11 protein-coding genes are annotated in these 14,567 nt (G+C 44.4%); 10 read left to right on the top strand and 1 reads right to left on the bottom strand.

Annotation, left to right across the window (positions count from 1 at the left end):
- Positions 1 to 8: 8 nt before the first annotated feature.
- The 10 genes from ettA (at position 9) to Q1A18_RS10885 (ending at position 14,037) form a co-directional block, all read left to right on the top strand.
- A complete protein-coding gene (gene ettA / locus Q1A18_RS10930) occupies positions 9 to 1,694 on the top strand; it encodes an energy-dependent translational throttle protein EttA (protein WP_299579596.1) in 1,686 nt (561 codons plus the stop codon).
- Between the two features lie 263 nt (positions 1,695 to 1,957).
- The gene (locus Q1A18_RS10925) at positions 1,958 to 3,127 is read left to right on the top strand and encodes an OmpA family protein (RefSeq protein ID WP_299579593.1); all 1,170 of its coding nucleotides are present in this window, start codon (positions 1,958 to 1,960) and stop codon (positions 3,125 to 3,127) included.
- 230 nt (positions 3,128 to 3,357) lie between these two features.
- On the top strand, positions 3,358 to 5,829 hold the full coding sequence (gene priA, locus Q1A18_RS10920) for a primosomal protein N' (RefSeq protein ID WP_299579590.1): 2,472 nt from the start codon (positions 3,358 to 3,360) through the stop codon (positions 5,827 to 5,829).
- Between the two features lie 195 nt (positions 5,830 to 6,024).
- Positions 6,025 to 7,026: a bifunctional ADP-heptose synthase gene (locus tag Q1A18_RS10915; RefSeq protein ID WP_299579587.1), complete on the top strand. Its 1,002-nt coding sequence runs from the start codon at positions 6,025 to 6,027 to the stop codon at positions 7,024 to 7,026.
- 118 nt (positions 7,027 to 7,144) lie between these two features.
- The gene (locus Q1A18_RS10910; protein WP_299579584.1) at positions 7,145 to 7,945 is read left to right on the top strand and encodes an AAA family ATPase; all 801 of its coding nucleotides are present in this window, start codon (positions 7,145 to 7,147) and stop codon (positions 7,943 to 7,945) included.
- Positions 7,946 to 7,960: 15 nt separating this feature from the next.
- Positions 7,961 to 8,845 carry a ParB/RepB/Spo0J family partition protein gene (locus Q1A18_RS10905; RefSeq protein ID WP_299579581.1) on the top strand — a complete coding sequence of 295 codons (885 nt, stop codon included), beginning with the start codon at positions 7,961 to 7,963 and terminating at the stop codon, positions 8,843 to 8,845.
- Positions 8,846 to 8,867: 22 nt separating this feature from the next.
- Complete coding sequence (locus Q1A18_RS10900; protein ID WP_299579579.1) at positions 8,868 to 9,458, top strand: DUF5683 domain-containing protein; 591 nt, start codon at positions 8,868 to 8,870, stop codon at positions 9,456 to 9,458.
- Between the two features lie 8 nt (positions 9,459 to 9,466).
- On the top strand, positions 9,467 to 11,086 hold the full coding sequence (locus tag Q1A18_RS10895) for a transglycosylase SLT domain-containing protein (protein WP_299579576.1): 1,620 nt from the start codon (positions 9,467 to 9,469) through the stop codon (positions 11,084 to 11,086).
- 69 nt (positions 11,087 to 11,155) lie between these two features.
- Positions 11,156 to 12,520, top strand: a complete 1,365-nt coding sequence (locus tag Q1A18_RS10890) for a hypothetical protein (RefSeq protein ID WP_299579573.1) — start codon at positions 11,156 to 11,158, stop codon at positions 12,518 to 12,520.
- A complete protein-coding gene (locus tag Q1A18_RS10885) occupies positions 12,517 to 14,037 on the top strand; it encodes an MBOAT family protein (protein ID WP_299579571.1) in 1,521 nt (506 codons plus the stop codon). Before Q1A18_RS10890 ends, Q1A18_RS10885 begins: the two co-directional genes overlap by 4 nt.
- A gap of 80 nt (positions 14,038 to 14,117) precedes the next feature.
- On the opposite strand, the gene Q1A18_RS10880 is transcribed toward Q1A18_RS10885, so the two are convergent.
- Entirely contained in the window at positions 14,118 to 14,528 is a 411-nt protein-coding gene (locus tag Q1A18_RS10880) for a DoxX family protein (RefSeq protein WP_299579568.1), read from the bottom strand.
- Between the last annotated feature and the right edge of the window lie 39 nt (positions 14,529 to 14,567).

Raw genomic sequence — 14,567 nt, 5'->3', positions numbered from 1 at the left:
TACATAAAATGACAGAGGACAAAAAGATTATTTTTTCGATGTACCGGGTGAACAAGACGTTTGCACCCCAAAAGCAAGTGTTGAAGGATATCTCCCTTTCGTTTTACCTGGGAGCAAAGATTGGAATCATCGGTTTGAATGGTTCCGGAAAATCGACCTTGCTGAAGATAATTGCTGGCTTGGAAAAATCGTACCAGGGAGAAGTTGTTTTTTCACCAGGATATACCGTTGGTTACTTAGAGCAAGAACCACATCTTGATCCCACCAAGACCGTAAAGGAAATTGTGGAAGAAGGTGTTCAGGAAGTGGTTGATGTGCTCAAGGCGTATGAAGAGGTGAACCTGAAGTTTGGTGAACCTGAAGTGTTGGAAGATCCGGATAAAATGGAAGCTTTGATGGCCGAGCAAGCGAAACTTCAGGAGAAAATTGATCGCTTTGATGCCTGGAACCTGGACTCCAAACTGGAGCGTGCGATGGATGCTTTGCGTTGTCCTCCAGGCGATCAGCTGGTGAGTGAACTTTCCGGAGGAGAGCAACGCCGGGTAGCTTTATGCCGTTTGTTGCTGAAAGAACCGGATGTATTGCTTCTGGATGAGCCTACCAACCACTTGGATGCCGAATCGGTACAGTGGCTTGAAATGCACTTGCAACAGTATAAAGGAACGGTAATTTGTATTACTCACGACCGTTATTTTCTGGACAATGTGGCCGGATGGATTCTGGAACTGGACCGAGGCGAAGGCATTCCATGGAAAGGAAACTATTCTTCGTGGCTGGAGCAAAAATCAAATCGTTTGGCGCAGGAAGAAAAACAACAGTCCAAGCGTCAGAAAACCTTGCAGCGTGAGCTGGAGTGGATTCGCATGGCGCCCAAGGCCCGTCATGCCAAAGCCAAAGCACGTTTGAATGCTTACGATCAGTTGATGAACGAAGATTCGAAACAGAAAGAAGAGAAACTGGAAATCTTTATTCCTAACGGACCTCGTTTGGGTGAGAAGGTAATTGAAGCCCATGGTGTTTCGAAAGGCTTTGGTGATCGTTTGCTGTTTGAAGGACTCGATTTTGTATTGCCGCCCAATGGTATTGTAGGTGTTATTGGTCCCAATGGCGCGGGAAAAACAACCTTGTTCCGGATGATCATGAAGCAACTGGAAGCGGATCAGGGCACCTTTGAAGTAGGGGAAACCGTAAAAATCGCCTATGTTGATCAATCGCATGCTGCAATTGATCCCAATAAAACGGTTTATCAGGTTATTTCCGGAGGAAACGATTTGATGGCCATGGGGAACCGACAAATTAATGCACGGGCTTATGTGTCCCGCTTTAATTTTGCCGGATCCGATCAGGAGAAAAAATGTGGTGTGCTGTCCGGTGGAGAACGTAACCGGCTGCATTTGGCTATGGCTTTGAAAGAAGAAGGCAACGTGCTGTTGCTGGATGAGCCAACCAACGATATTGATGTGAATACTTTGCGGGCGTTGGAAGAAGGTCTGGAGAGCTTCGCAGGATGCGCTGTGGTTATTTCGCACGACCGTTGGTTCCTGGACCGGATCGCTACTCATATTTTAGCTTTTGAGGGCGAATCAAAAGTGTACTATTTTGAAGGAAGCTATTCAGAATACGAGGAAAACAAGAAGCAGCGTTTGGGTGATGAAGAACCGAAACGAATTAAGTATAAGAAATTGGTGAAGTAATTTTGCTTCTTAAGAATTGGGAAAGTCCGGAGAATATCTTCGGACTTTTTTTATGAAAAATTACAGCTTTATTGTTGAATTGCTCAACGGTTTATTATATATTTGATACTTATGTAGTTATTGTTTTGTTAGATCAAAGCAGAAAGGGGAGGCAGGAACAATTTCGCACGCATATTGTTTGATTACATATTCTTGTTCGTTGTTAATTCTTCAATTACAATCAAATACTTAATTTTTTTAATCCTGGATAAACAATTAAAATTATGAGAAAACGAATAATTCTATTAGTAATTAGTAGCCTTTTTATTGGAGCAAGCTATGCGCAGGACTCCTCTTCTGGAAAAACCGAATTCAATCATTGGTCAATTGACGCAGGTATCGGATTAACCAAACCCTATCGTAATGTAGCCCGAGGTTATAGTACAGCAACACCTGACTTCTTAGCAGGAGAGCTTGGGGCCCGGTACATGTTCAATGAGTTTTTTGGATTAAAAGCGGGCTTTGTTTATAATAACTTTCAAGCAGAAAAGTCAACACTTGACTTTACAACCAAGCAATACGAGTTCGACCTTCAAGGGGTGATTGGAATTGGGCGTTTGTTGCGTTTTGAAACTTGGACACAAACCCTTAACCTTTTAGCTCACGGAGGTTTCGGTGTTGGGTTGCTGGACTTTGATTTGCTTGATGACAATGATCATTTCGCTACTGCTTTGGCGGGTTTAACCGGTCAAATTAAACTCTCGCCCAGGGTGGCATTGAATATCGACGGAACCATGGGCTTTCATGTGCACCAAAACCGGACTTGGGACGGAACTATGCCAAGAAATAATGAACCTTTTGTGTTTAACGGAACCATTGGATTTTCGTATTACCTGGGTAAAAAAGCGCAGCATGCCGACTGGGTAGTGCGCGAGAACGAATACTTAGCTTTGATGGACGAGCGCATTGCTGATTTGGAAGCTCAGATTAAAAAATCGCGCGAAGAAGATGCCCGAAAAGTACAGGAAGCTGATGATCAGTTAGGACGTCGTATTGATGATCTGGATGGGCAAGTGGCTATGCTGGCTAATGCTGGCGACGATGACATCGTTGGTCGGTTGATTAACGAAGGCTATGTGAATATCTTCTTCGATTTTAACAGCTCAAAAATAGATAAAGGTGCCGCAGATGCCATCAACCTTTTGCGCAATTACATGATGAAGAATGCGAATGTAGCTGTTAACCTCATTGGTTATGCCGATGAGAAAGGCACGGAAGAGTACAACAAAAAATTATCAACTAAACGAGCTGAAGCAGTTGCGGAGCTCTTGGTTAAGTCGGGAATCGACAAATCACGTCTTCACACAGAAGGAAAAGGCGAGGATACGAGTGTTGACGAGAGCTCTCCAAATGCTCGCCAGTTGGCCCGCAGGGTAACTTTCAGTATCCGTTAAGTGTACCGTGAAGGTGTAACCTTTATTAGCGAAAAAATAATGAAAAGACCTCGGGGCAATGCCTCGGGGTCTTTCTCTTTTCCACGCTCCGGGCAAACTATTATTAAGACAGGAAACCTAAAGATTGAACATTAGACAGCGTGCCCGGCTTGCCATTGTTTTGGGCAGGGGAGAAGCCGAAAATCGCGTTGGCTTTCTTCAAAACGAATAAAAATTCCGATGTTTGCACTATGTCAATTCCGATGTTTGCAGATCTTATATTACCGCTTCCTTTACGTGATAAATTTACGTATCGGGTATCTCCCGGCTTTGAACCCAATATGAAAGTGGGCATTCGGGTTGTTGTGCAATTTGGAGCCCGGAAGTTTTTTTCGGCTTTGGTTTATCGTTTGCACAATCAGCCGCCTGAAGGTGATTTTGAGCTGAAGGAAATTGATGCCATTCTGGATCGGGAGCCGATTGTTAACCGGGCACAGATTATCGCATGGGAGTGGGTTGCTGATTACTATTGCTGTTCTTTGGGCGAAGTTTTCAAGGCTGCACTGCCTTCGGCCTTAAAGCTCGAAAGTCAGTCCAATGTCAGCTTTAATCCTAATTTCGATCTGGACAGCCCCTTAACCGGCGAGGAAGAAGCTTTACTACTCATGCTGAAAGGCCGGGGACAAACCAATATCCGTGAAATAAACCAGTTCTTGGGTAAAAAATCGTCCTATGCGACGTTGAAAGTACTGTTGGAGAAGAATGCAATACTGATGGAAGAAAAGTTGAAGGATAGCTACAAACCCAAAACGGTCACTTTTGTGCAGCTTGCGGAGCGGATAGCTTCTTCGGAACAGCTGGAAAAAGCCTTTGAAGAAATAGGCAGGGCTCGCAAACAGAAGGAACTTCTGGAGTTTTTTGTACATGAAACCAGCTTCAGCTTTGATCAGAAAAGCCGCTTGCCCAAGAAGGACTTGCTGGAGCAAAGCGGGCTTTCCGATGCTGTTTTAAAAGGCTTGGTTGAGAAGGATATTCTTGCTGTCGAATCGATTGAGATTGGCCGTCTGGAAATGAATCATACCGATGATCAATACTTGTACGATTTGAATGAAGCTCAGGAAAGTAGCTATCGGCAGTTGAAAGATGAATTCAAAACCAAGCGACCTGTGTTGTTGCATGGGGTAACCTCAAGCGGTAAAACCGAGATTTACATCAAGCTGATCGAGGATGTTTTAGCCGAAGGCAAGCAGGTATTGTACCTGGTTCCGGAAATTGGACTGACCTCTCAGTTAATAACGCGTCTAAAGCGTGCTTTTGGTGATCGGGCAGGCATTTACCATTCCAAATTCAATGATGCGGAACGCGTTGAAATCTGGTTCAATATTTTGAATGACAACAAGGAATCCTACCAGGTGGTGATCGGGGCTCGCTCGGCGGTCTTTCTACCTTTTAAGAAGCTGGGCCTTATTGTTGTGGACGAGGAACATGAAAATAGTTACAAACAGTTTGATCCGGCGCCGCGCTACAATGCTCGGGATTTAGCGGTTGTTTTGGGACAAATTCATCAGGCTCCGGTTTTATTGGGAACAGCTACGCCTTCGTTTGAAAGCTACTTTAACGCCAAGCTGGGAAAATACGGTCTGGTTGAACTGAAGGAGCGTTTCAAGGGAATTGAGCTTCCGGAGATTGTGGTATCAGACATCCGAAAAGCAACACGCCAAAAGCAAATGGTCTCCTTGCTTACGCCAGCCTTGTACGATGAGGTGAAACTGGCGCTCGAAAATAAAGAACAGGTGATTTTATTTCAAAACCGGCGGGGCTTTGCGCCTTACATGCAATGTACAAGCTGCGGATGGATACCAAAATGCAAAAATTGCGATGTGAGTTTAACTTATCACAAGTTTCGAGCAGGATTGGTGTGTCACTATTGTGGGCATACCACCAGTGTTCCCATGCATTGTGAGGAATGTCCTTCCGATGAAATTCAAACCAAAGGTTTTGGAACCGAGCAGATTGAAGAGGAATTGAACCTGCTTTTTCCTGCGGCTACTATTGCCCGGATGGATATGGATACCACTCGCGCCAGACGTGCCTTTGATCAGTTGATTTACAAATTTGAGAACCGGCAAATTGATTTACTCGTAGGCACCCAAATGGTGACTAAAGGACTTGATTTTGATCATGTTCGAGTGGTCGGGATTCTAAATGCGGATCAGATGCTCAATTTTCCCGACTTCCGGTCTTTTGAACGTTCATTTCAGTTGATGGCTCAGGTAAGTGGGCGTGCCGGAAGGAAAGGGAAACGAGGGAAAGTGGTGATTCAATCGAGCCAGCCGGAGCACGAAGTGCTGCAGAAAGTGGCCCACAACGATTTTATCCAATTGTTTAATAAACAGATGCTTGAGCGCAAGCTTTTTCGCTACCCGCCGTATTTTCGTTTAATCAAGATTGTGGTCAAGCATAAAAACCGCGATCGGCTGGATTTGGGGGCGAATCAGTTGGCTTCCATCTTGCGAAATCAATTTCGCAATCAGGTGCTTGGACCCGAGTATCCGGTCATTGGACGAATTCAATCCTGGTATCAAAAGGAAATTTGGCTGAAGCTGGACAAAAACAAGACACTGGGACAAGGGAAGAAGTTCTTGATGGATTCAATCGATCAGGTTAAATCACTTCCGAATAATACGGGCTTAGTCATTTATGCCGATGTCGATCCGATGTAGAAGATTGCTTGGAAGCTACTGCAAAAGCAGCAGGAACTTGGGGAGCGGTTTGCGTTGTTAGCCGTTTATTTCCCAAGGGATCCGGAAGCAATGTGGCGGAGCGGAGCAGTGGTGAACTCAAGCTGAGGGGACGAATTTATTTTTAGCACTTTCAATTTTTACTACTTTTGTAGGTCACAAAAATCAGATAAAACAGTGGAAGAGTTTAAGGTTCAGGAGGTTTTTACCAAATTTTCCAACATGCGGGCACTGGTGGTCGGTGATGCAATGGTTGATTCTTACCTGTGGGGATGCGTTGATCGTATTTCGGCAGAAGCTCCTGTTCCCATCGTGACTGTTCAGCAGCGTGAAGATCGAATTGGAGGAGCCGGCAATGTGTCGCTGAACTTGCAGTCGCTTGGAGCAACTCCTGTTCTGGTGTCTTTAGTAGGAAATGATCTGAAGGGCGATAATTTCATGCAACTGCTCCGCGAAAAGGGCTTGTCCGGTACCGGGATACTGCGATTGGACAACCGGCAAACAACGGTTAAAACCCGGGTAATGAGTGGCAAAAAACAAGTGCTCCGGGTTGATGAAGAGGTAACCGAAGAAATTGATTCGGAGGTGGAAAAACTGGTTTATCAGCGTATTGAACAGCTTATCAATAGCCAGAAGTTTGACCTTGTAATGTTCATCGATTACGACAAGGGAATGATAACCTCAAGCCTAATCGATAAAATTATTTGTTTGGCTCAGACCAAAAAGCTTTTGATTGCGGTTGATCCTAAAAAACGGAATTTTAATAATTACTCCGGAGTTCACTTGTTTAAACCCAATTTTAAGGAGTTCAAGGAAGGACAAGGAGTGCCCGTTGAGAAGGATAACATTCCGGGGCTGTTGGAAGCTGCCGAAGCATTTCGGAAAAGCAGCAAGCAAGGGATGATCTTTGTAACTTTGTCCGACTCTGGAGTTATTATAAGCAACGGGCAAAATCAAGATCATTTTCCGGCAGAGGTTCGTGATATTGCCGATGTTTCGGGGGCCGGAGATACCGTCATTGCTGTTGCAAGTTTGTGTATGGCAGCGGGCATGTCCAGCCAGTTTGTAGCCCAGTTATCGAACCTGGCTGGTGGGCTTGTTTGTGAGCGTTCCGGGGTTGTTCCGATTGATCAAGAGCAACTTATGCGAGAAGCGCAGCGAATGGAGATGGCCCCGTGAATTAAGGGTTTTGGAATCAGGCGATTAAGTCGGACACACAATATAAATTTTCAATAAGCCAATCATTTTATGCATAAAATATTAACTTTGGAACTTAGCGAAAATCACTAAAAGAACTATGGGAAAAGTTATTGCACTAGCCAACCAAAAAGGAGGCGTAGGAAAAACAACATCAGCGATTAATTTGGCGGCCAGCCTGGCTGTGTTAGAATACAAGGTATTGATTATTGATGCTGATCCTCAGGCAAACGCTACTTCCGGAATCGGCTTTGATGTTAGAGATGTCGAGAATAGTATTTACGAGTGTATTGTGGATGATATTGATCCACGGGAAATCGTTTTAAAATCTGAAATCGAAGGATTAGACCTGATTCCATCACATATTGACTTGGTTGGTGCCGAGATTGAAATGCTCAATCTGCCCAATCGCGAAAAAGTCATGAAAGTAGTGATTGAAAAGCTTCGGGATGACTACGACTTTATTCTGATTGACTGTTCGCCGTCATTGGGATTGATTACTGTCAACTCGTTGACCGCTGCCGATTCAATCATTATTCCGGTGCAGTGCGAATACTTTGCTTTGGAAGGTCTGGGAAAACTGCTGAATACCATTAAAATTATTCAGACCCGTTTGAATCCTGATTTGGAGATTGAAGGTTTCCTGCTAACCATGTACGATTCACGCTTAAACTTATCAAACCAGGTGTTGGAAGAAGTGCGTACTCACTTTGGAGATATGGTTTTTGAAAGTACAATTTCAAGAAATATCCGGCTAAGTGAAGCTCCCAGTTATGGGAAACCAGTTGTTTTATACGATGCCAACTCACGAGGATCAGAGAACTACATGGATCTGGCTCGGGAAATTGTGCAAAAGAACGACCTGACCAAGGTCAAAAATACAGAAAAAGTAATCGATTAAATAATTCGCGTATTCATGGCAAAAAGGAATGCATTGGGTAGAGGGCTAGGCGCTTTGATTGATGATGCGGATCGGGACCGGGATCAGGATCGGGAAGTTAGTTCATCAATTAGTGAAATAGCAATTGAAGAAATTGAAGCGAATCCGTTTCAGCCCCGGACTAAATTTGATGAGGAAGCATTGAAGGAATTGGCCGCTTCCATCAAGGAAATTGGTATTATTCAACCAATCACACTGCGCAAGGTCGCCCATCGTAAGTATCAAATCATTGCGGGGGAGCGGCGTTTCAGAGCTTCGAAGCTGGCAGGGCTGGAAACCATCACCGCTTATGTGCGTAAGGCAGAAGATGAAGGCATGCTGGAAATGGCCTTGGTTGAGAATATTCAGCGTGAAGACCTGGATGCCATTGAAATTGCCCTGTCGTATCAGCGCTTGATTGACGAGTGCCAGTTGACCCAGGAAAGTTTGAGTGATCGGGTAGGAAAAAAACGCTCAACAGTGAGCAACTACCTGCGGTTGTTAAGACTTCCGGCACTTATTCAGAAAGGAATTGTCGAAAAAACCATTTCCATGGGGCATGCCCGTGCTTTGGTTAACATTCAAAACCCGGAAGATCAGCTGGCTATCTATCAGGCCATTCTGGAAAATGAGCTTTCGGTTCGTAAAGTGGAAGAACTGGTGCGCGAGCTGAATTCATCGGAAAAGAAAGCGAGCAAACCAGAGCCTAAAGCCAAGCACCCGGAAGAATATGGAGAATTGAAAGAACACCTGAGTCGCTTTTTTAACACAAAAGTTGACTTTACGCTCAACAATAAAGGGAAAGGAAAAATCGTTATTCCGTTTGGGTCGTCAAAAGACCTGGAACGAATTATTAGCATTCTGGACAAGCGAAATGGCTAATACGATTTCAAAAAAGAAAACATTGAACAATATAATAAAAGCCGCACTCGTAATCCTGTTTTTAACAACAGGATTTATTGCATCTGCCCAGAAAATTACAGCAGCTGACAGCATTGACATTGCCTTTGAAAAACCGAAGCACTCGCCTCGGAAAGCAACAATTTATTCCGCTGTTTTGCCGGGCATGGGGCAAATTTACAATAAGAAGTACTGGAAAGTTCCGTTGGTTTATATTGGCTTTGGTGCTTTTGGTTATTTCATCGATTGGAATAACGATCAATACCTGATTTACAAACAAGCTTATGCCGACCTTCGGGACGATGATCCAAACACCAATTCGTTTCAGCAGTTTAATGAAGACGGACGGTGGGACAGCCAGATGCAACAGTTTAGCAACAGGCTTGAGCGAGCTAAGGATAATGCCCGGCGTAACCGCGACCTGGTGATTATTTCGACCGCAGCCTTTTATGTACTCAATATTATTGACGCCAGTGTGGATGCCCATTTTTTTGATTTTGATATCAGTGATGATCTGACATTTAAATGGGTGCCCGGGCCAATCTATTGTGCCGACCAACGAGGAGTAGGAATTCATTGTAGGATAAGATTTTAAAGGAACATATGACTAAAAAAGCAGGATTAGCCGGATTTCTTTTATTGAGTTTGGCCGTGTTGAACACCTTTGCAGACCGGAATGATAAAGAAGTTTTGAAACGGATTAGCAGCATTGAGGTGGTGGCCTTGGATAGTGTGGACGGATATGAAAAGAGGTATCGAATTCCCGATGAAAACCTGAATGATCTTTTTGCTGAAAAGATTGACAGTCTCTTGAATTCCTGGTACATGCAAAATGTATTTGAAATGCCGGTAGGCGAGGCCTTGCAAGATAGTCAGCCCATTGTCGCCATTCCTGATTCGGTTTATATCAATCGGTTGCAGGCCATTGACAGCTACATTGATTTATCTTACAACAAAACGGTTAAGAACTTTATTGAGTTATATACCCAGCGTCGCCGCGATCAGGTGGAGATGATGCTGGGACTAGCCAGCTTTTATTTTCCCATTTTTGAAGAAGCGTTGGACAAGTACGATTTACCCATGGAGTTGAAATACATGGCGATCATAGAATCGGCTTTGAACCCGACAGCTCGCTCGCGGGCCAATGCCGTTGGCTTGTGGCAATTTATGTATGGTACCGGAAAATGGCTTGGGCTTGAGATCGGAACCTTTGTTGATGAACGGCGAGATCCGGTAAAATCAACCGATGCAGCTGCCCGTTACCTGAGCCAGTTGTATAAAATTTACAAGAACTGGCACCTGGTGATTGCAGCCTACAACTGTGGTCCAGGAAATGTGAATAAGGCCATTCGTCGTTCGGGCGGTACGCGTGATTATTGGGCAATTTATTACCGTTTGCCACGCGAAACCCGTGGGTATGTTCCTGCTTTCATTGCCGCTTCTTATGTGATGAATTATTACAACGAACATTCGCTAAAGGCGCGTTACCCCGATTTTCCGATTGTTACCGACACGATCATGATTAATAGCTACCTGCACTTTGACCAGGTTTCTGCCTTGACGAATATTCCGGTAGAAGCCCTGCAGGCGCTTAATCCGCAATATCGGATGAACATTATTCCGGCTAAAAAGGAGAAGCATTATGCCCTGAAGATTCCGATTGAGTCAGTGGCTGACTTTATTGATAATGAGGATCAAATTTATGCCTACAAGCGTGATGAGTTTTTTCCAAATAATGAAATCATCAACCCCAAAAGCCGCAATAGCTACCATGTATCCAGTGTAAGTGGAAAAGACAAAGTGCTGTATACGGTGAAATCGGGTGATAATTTAGGTTTTATTTCAGAATGGTTTCATGTACGGATTTCTGATTTGCGCTATTGGAACAACATCAACCGAAACCTGATTCGCGTGGGGCAAAAATTAGCCATTTATGTTCCCCAGGGGCAAGCTGATTTTTTTGCCAAGATCAATCGGATGAGTTTTGCTGAAAAGCAAGCCTATAAAAAGAAAACACCGGTTACAAAAGCGGTTTCAGCCAGTACACAAACAAGTGCTGACGGAAAGTTTGTCTACTACACCGTTCGTCGTGGCGATAACCTTTGGTCCATTGCCCGGAAGTTTCCCGGGGTGTCGAATAACGACATCATGCGGTGGAACAATATTCGCAATGCCAATAAAATTCAGGTGGGACAAAAACTTAAAATTCAAACCCGCTCTTAAGGAAGTCTTTCAGGTATTTGCAGATACACGATTTTAACTTTACTTTTAGTGGGAAGCTAAAATCGCACCATGACACCTGTTCGGGAATTTGTATATTTTCTTATTTTACTTCTCATTTTTTCCTTTATCCTTTTGTTGTGGAAGGAAGAGGTTCCTGCGCCCGTTTCGGTAGCAGAGTTTAACGAACCGGTGGTAGATACGCTTGTGCAAGCCGAGCCAGCCGCTGATTCTTTGCAGACTATGCAAACGCCGGAGGATGAGCCTGCCACAGAGCCTAAGGTGGAGCGGGAACTTTTTCAGCCAAGTCCTTTTGTTTTTGCCGAAAGCGATTCTGTTCACTTGCAATTTTTAACCGATCGTTTGCAGAACGCCAATGCATCAAAGTTACCCGTTCGGATTGTTTACTTTGGGGATTCGCAAATCGAAAATGACCGGATTACTTCGGTTTTGCGTAAGCAGTTACAAGCACAATATGCGGGTCGCGGACCCGGTTTTGTACCTTTGGATGAGTATTACAATACCCATCACCGCTTGCTGATTGAGCCTTCCGGAAATTGGGAAATCAAAACTTTTCAGGATAAGGATTTTGTGAACGAAAGTTTGTTGTTCAAAAATGCCTTGTTAACAGCAGCTAATCCCGAAGGGTGGTTTCGAATTCGGCGGATTAAGCGATTGGGGCCGAAGCCCGATTATGAGTTGATGAAACTTTATTATACCGCTCGCGACAGCTGCAGGCTCACCGTAAGGCAGGGAAAGGATGTGATTTATACGGGGTTTTTACTACCGCATGAAAGAGTATCTACTCTTGATTTTCAGTTTAACCGAACACCGGATGACATTCGCTTTGATTTTACGGTTCGCGACACGCTGAATATTGCGGGCTTGTCACTGGAAAGTGGCGGTGGTGTGCTGGTGGACAATGTTGCTTTGCGCGGCTTGTCTTATCCCACTTTTGATGCCTCGAACCAGGAGATGATTCACCAAATGCTGAATCAGGTGAATGTGGGGCTGTTTGTGTTGCACTTTGGAGTGAACCTGGTGCCCTACATTTCGAATAATTACCGGCATTTTGAACGAAATTTTCAGCGTCAAATTAGCTATTTGAAGAGCATCCGTCCCGAAGTCCCCATCCTGATTATAGGGGTTTCGGATATGGCAAAAAAGCTGGATGGGACGTATGCTTCCTATCCCAATATTCCCCAAATAAAAGCGATTCAATATGAATTGGCCATGAAAAATCACACGGCTTTTTGGGACTTGCAAAACTTCATGGGTGGGGAAGGGGCCATGGTGCAATGGGTAAACCGAAGCCCGGCTTTAGGGCGGACGGATTATGTGCATTTTTCAGCGGAAGGGGCGGCTGTGGTTGGTAAGGAATTGGCGCGTTTGCTTTTGGAAGAGTTAAAAACCGATCGGAATTTGGTTACACGATGAAGGAGTCGATCAAACATACCATGGAGAGTATCTGGCAGTATCATCCGGATGAACCCTTGTTTTATACCGGACTGGCCTTTTGGATTGCTTTTACAGCCTTTTTGGGGATTTACGCCTTGGTGTATCGGCAAAAAGCTATCCGTAACGGGTATTTGCTCTTGATAAGCTGGTTCATTTATTACCAAATGAACGGTGCTTTTTTGCTGTTGTTGGCTTTTTCCTGTGCGGTAAATTATGGGTTTGGTCTTTGGATTCATGCGCAATCGCGAAAACGATTTGTCTTGGCTGTAGCTGTCGGGTTTAATTTATTGGTGTTGGCTTATTTTAAGTACACCTATTTTTTTATTGAGCAGGTTAATGCTTTGTTTCAAGCCAACTGGGAAGTTTTCAACTGGGTAGGCTGGTTGATTAACCGGGCTGTTGGCAGTGTGGTTGATGAACAGTCGATTTTGCTTCCCATCGGAATTTCGTTTTACACTTTTCAGGCCATCAGCTACCTGGTTGATGTTTATCGCGGCGATTCCAAGGTGGTGAGAAATCCCTTGGACTTTAGCTTTTATTTGAGTTTTTTTCCCCAATTGGTGGCTGGTCCCATTGTGCGGGCTTCCTCTTTTATTCCGCAGTTGTATCAAAAATTTCGCCTGAAGAAGGAGGAATTCAGTCATGCCTTGTTTTTAATCACCAAAGGGCTGTTTAAGAAGATGGTTATTGCCGACTTTCTGGCTATGAACCTGATCGATCGAATTTTTGAGGCGCCCATGGCATATTCCGGCTTTGAAAACCTCCTGGCGCTTTATGCCTATTCCATCCAGATTTATGGCGATTTTTCGGGTTATACCGATATTGCCATTGGCCTGGCCCTGATCCTGGGGTTTAAAATTCCGGTAAACTTTAATGCGCCCTACCAAGCCACCAGCTTGACGGACTTTTGGCATCGCTGGCACATTTCGCTGTCGCTTTGGTTACGCGATTACCTCTATATTCCTTTGGGGGGAAACCGAAAGGGAAAGGGGCGTATGGTCGTCAATATTTTAATTACGATGGTGCTGGGTGGTTTGTGGCATGGCGCAAACCTGCGGTTTATTATCTGGGGCGCAATTCATGGTTTGGGGCTGGTAGTGGAAAAGCTGGTTCGAAAGGCCTTTTTACATCATGCAAGGCCCCGGCGTTGGAAAAAGCCGATTGCGGTCTTTTTTACCTTTCAAGTTGTCAGCCTGACCTGGCTTTTCTTTCGGGCACGAGACTACAGTGCTGTGCAACAGTTTTGGTTCCAGCTTCGGTTTCATTTTTGGCCCGAAAATATCAGCATGGGTTGGGAAAGTTATCGTATGGTACTTGGCATTTTTGTCCTCGGGCTGGTGCTGATTTGGGTGCCCAATCGGTACAAAGAAAAACTGAGAGGCGCTTTTATCAACCTTCCGGTATGGGGACAGCTTCCCCTGGTGTTATTGGTGCTGTTGCTAATTGCTTTTGTTGCTCAGGCCAACTTGCAGCCGTTTATCTACTTCCGGTTTTAGGGCATAAAAAAAAGCTTCTACCTGTTTGCTTTGCAAGTAGAAGCTTCGAAGCTATAAAAGCCTATTTCGTATTCTCTGTTTTAGCGTCCCCGAAAGACTCTGCCCAATGCAAATTTTCCTCCACCGTAAACCAATATGGTTAAGAAAACAATCAGGTAGAGCAAAGCCATTTCTTTGCTTTTAAAGGCATCCGATGCATGAATAATGAATGCGGCTACTGCCATAGTGATGATGATAGGGATGCTGGCCAGTCGGGTACCAATACCCAGTATCACCAGAACGGAACAGAGAAATTCTGCAAACACCGTAAGGATCAGCGAAAGGGTTGACCCTATGCCGAAAGGGTCTGGAAATTGGGTATTGCCTTCAATTAAGTTCAAAAACTTGGGAATGCCGTGAGTCAGCATAAAACCACCTGCGGCTACCCGAAAAATAAGTAACCATAAGTTCACTACCGCATCGTTTGTTCGCGGGCCGAGTAATCTTGCCATTGTTATAGATTGATTTTTTTTTATTCGAAAATAATTAAA

The organism is uncultured Sunxiuqinia sp. (assembly GCF_947495665.1).
In the GTDB taxonomy this organism is placed as follows: domain Bacteria; phylum Bacteroidota; class Bacteroidia; order Bacteroidales; family Prolixibacteraceae; genus Sunxiuqinia; species Sunxiuqinia rutila.
The sequence above is the reverse complement of the archived record's forward strand: the minus strand, read 5'-3'. Positions and strand labels throughout refer to the sequence as shown.

What these genes read in the sequence shown, in the direction of transcription:
- ettA (WP_299579596.1), top strand. Translation starts at nt 9, where the DNA reads ATGACAGAGGACAAAAAGATTATTTTTTCGATGTACCGGGTGAACAAG.
- Q1A18_RS10925 (WP_299579593.1), top strand. Translation starts at nt 1,958, where the DNA reads ATGAGAAAACGAATAATTCTATTAGTAATTAGTAGCCTTTTTATTGGA.
- priA (WP_299579590.1), top strand. Translation starts at nt 3,358, where the DNA reads ATGTCAATTCCGATGTTTGCAGATCTTATATTACCGCTTCCTTTACGT.
- Q1A18_RS10910 (WP_299579584.1), top strand. Translation starts at nt 7,145, where the DNA reads ATGGGAAAAGTTATTGCACTAGCCAACCAAAAAGGAGGCGTAGGAAAA.
- Q1A18_RS10905 (WP_299579581.1), top strand. Translation starts at nt 7,961, where the DNA reads ATGGCAAAAAGGAATGCATTGGGTAGAGGGCTAGGCGCTTTGATTGAT.
- Q1A18_RS10895 (WP_299579576.1), top strand. Translation starts at nt 9,467, where the DNA reads ATGACTAAAAAAGCAGGATTAGCCGGATTTCTTTTATTGAGTTTGGCC.
- Q1A18_RS10890 (WP_299579573.1), top strand. Translation starts at nt 11,156, where the DNA reads ATGACACCTGTTCGGGAATTTGTATATTTTCTTATTTTACTTCTCATT.
- Q1A18_RS10885 (WP_299579571.1), top strand. Translation starts at nt 12,517, where the DNA reads ATGAAGGAGTCGATCAAACATACCATGGAGAGTATCTGGCAGTATCAT.
- Q1A18_RS10880 (WP_299579568.1), bottom strand. Translation starts at nt 14,528, where the DNA reads ATGGCAAGATTACTCGGCCCGCGAACAAACGATGCGGTAGTGAACTTA.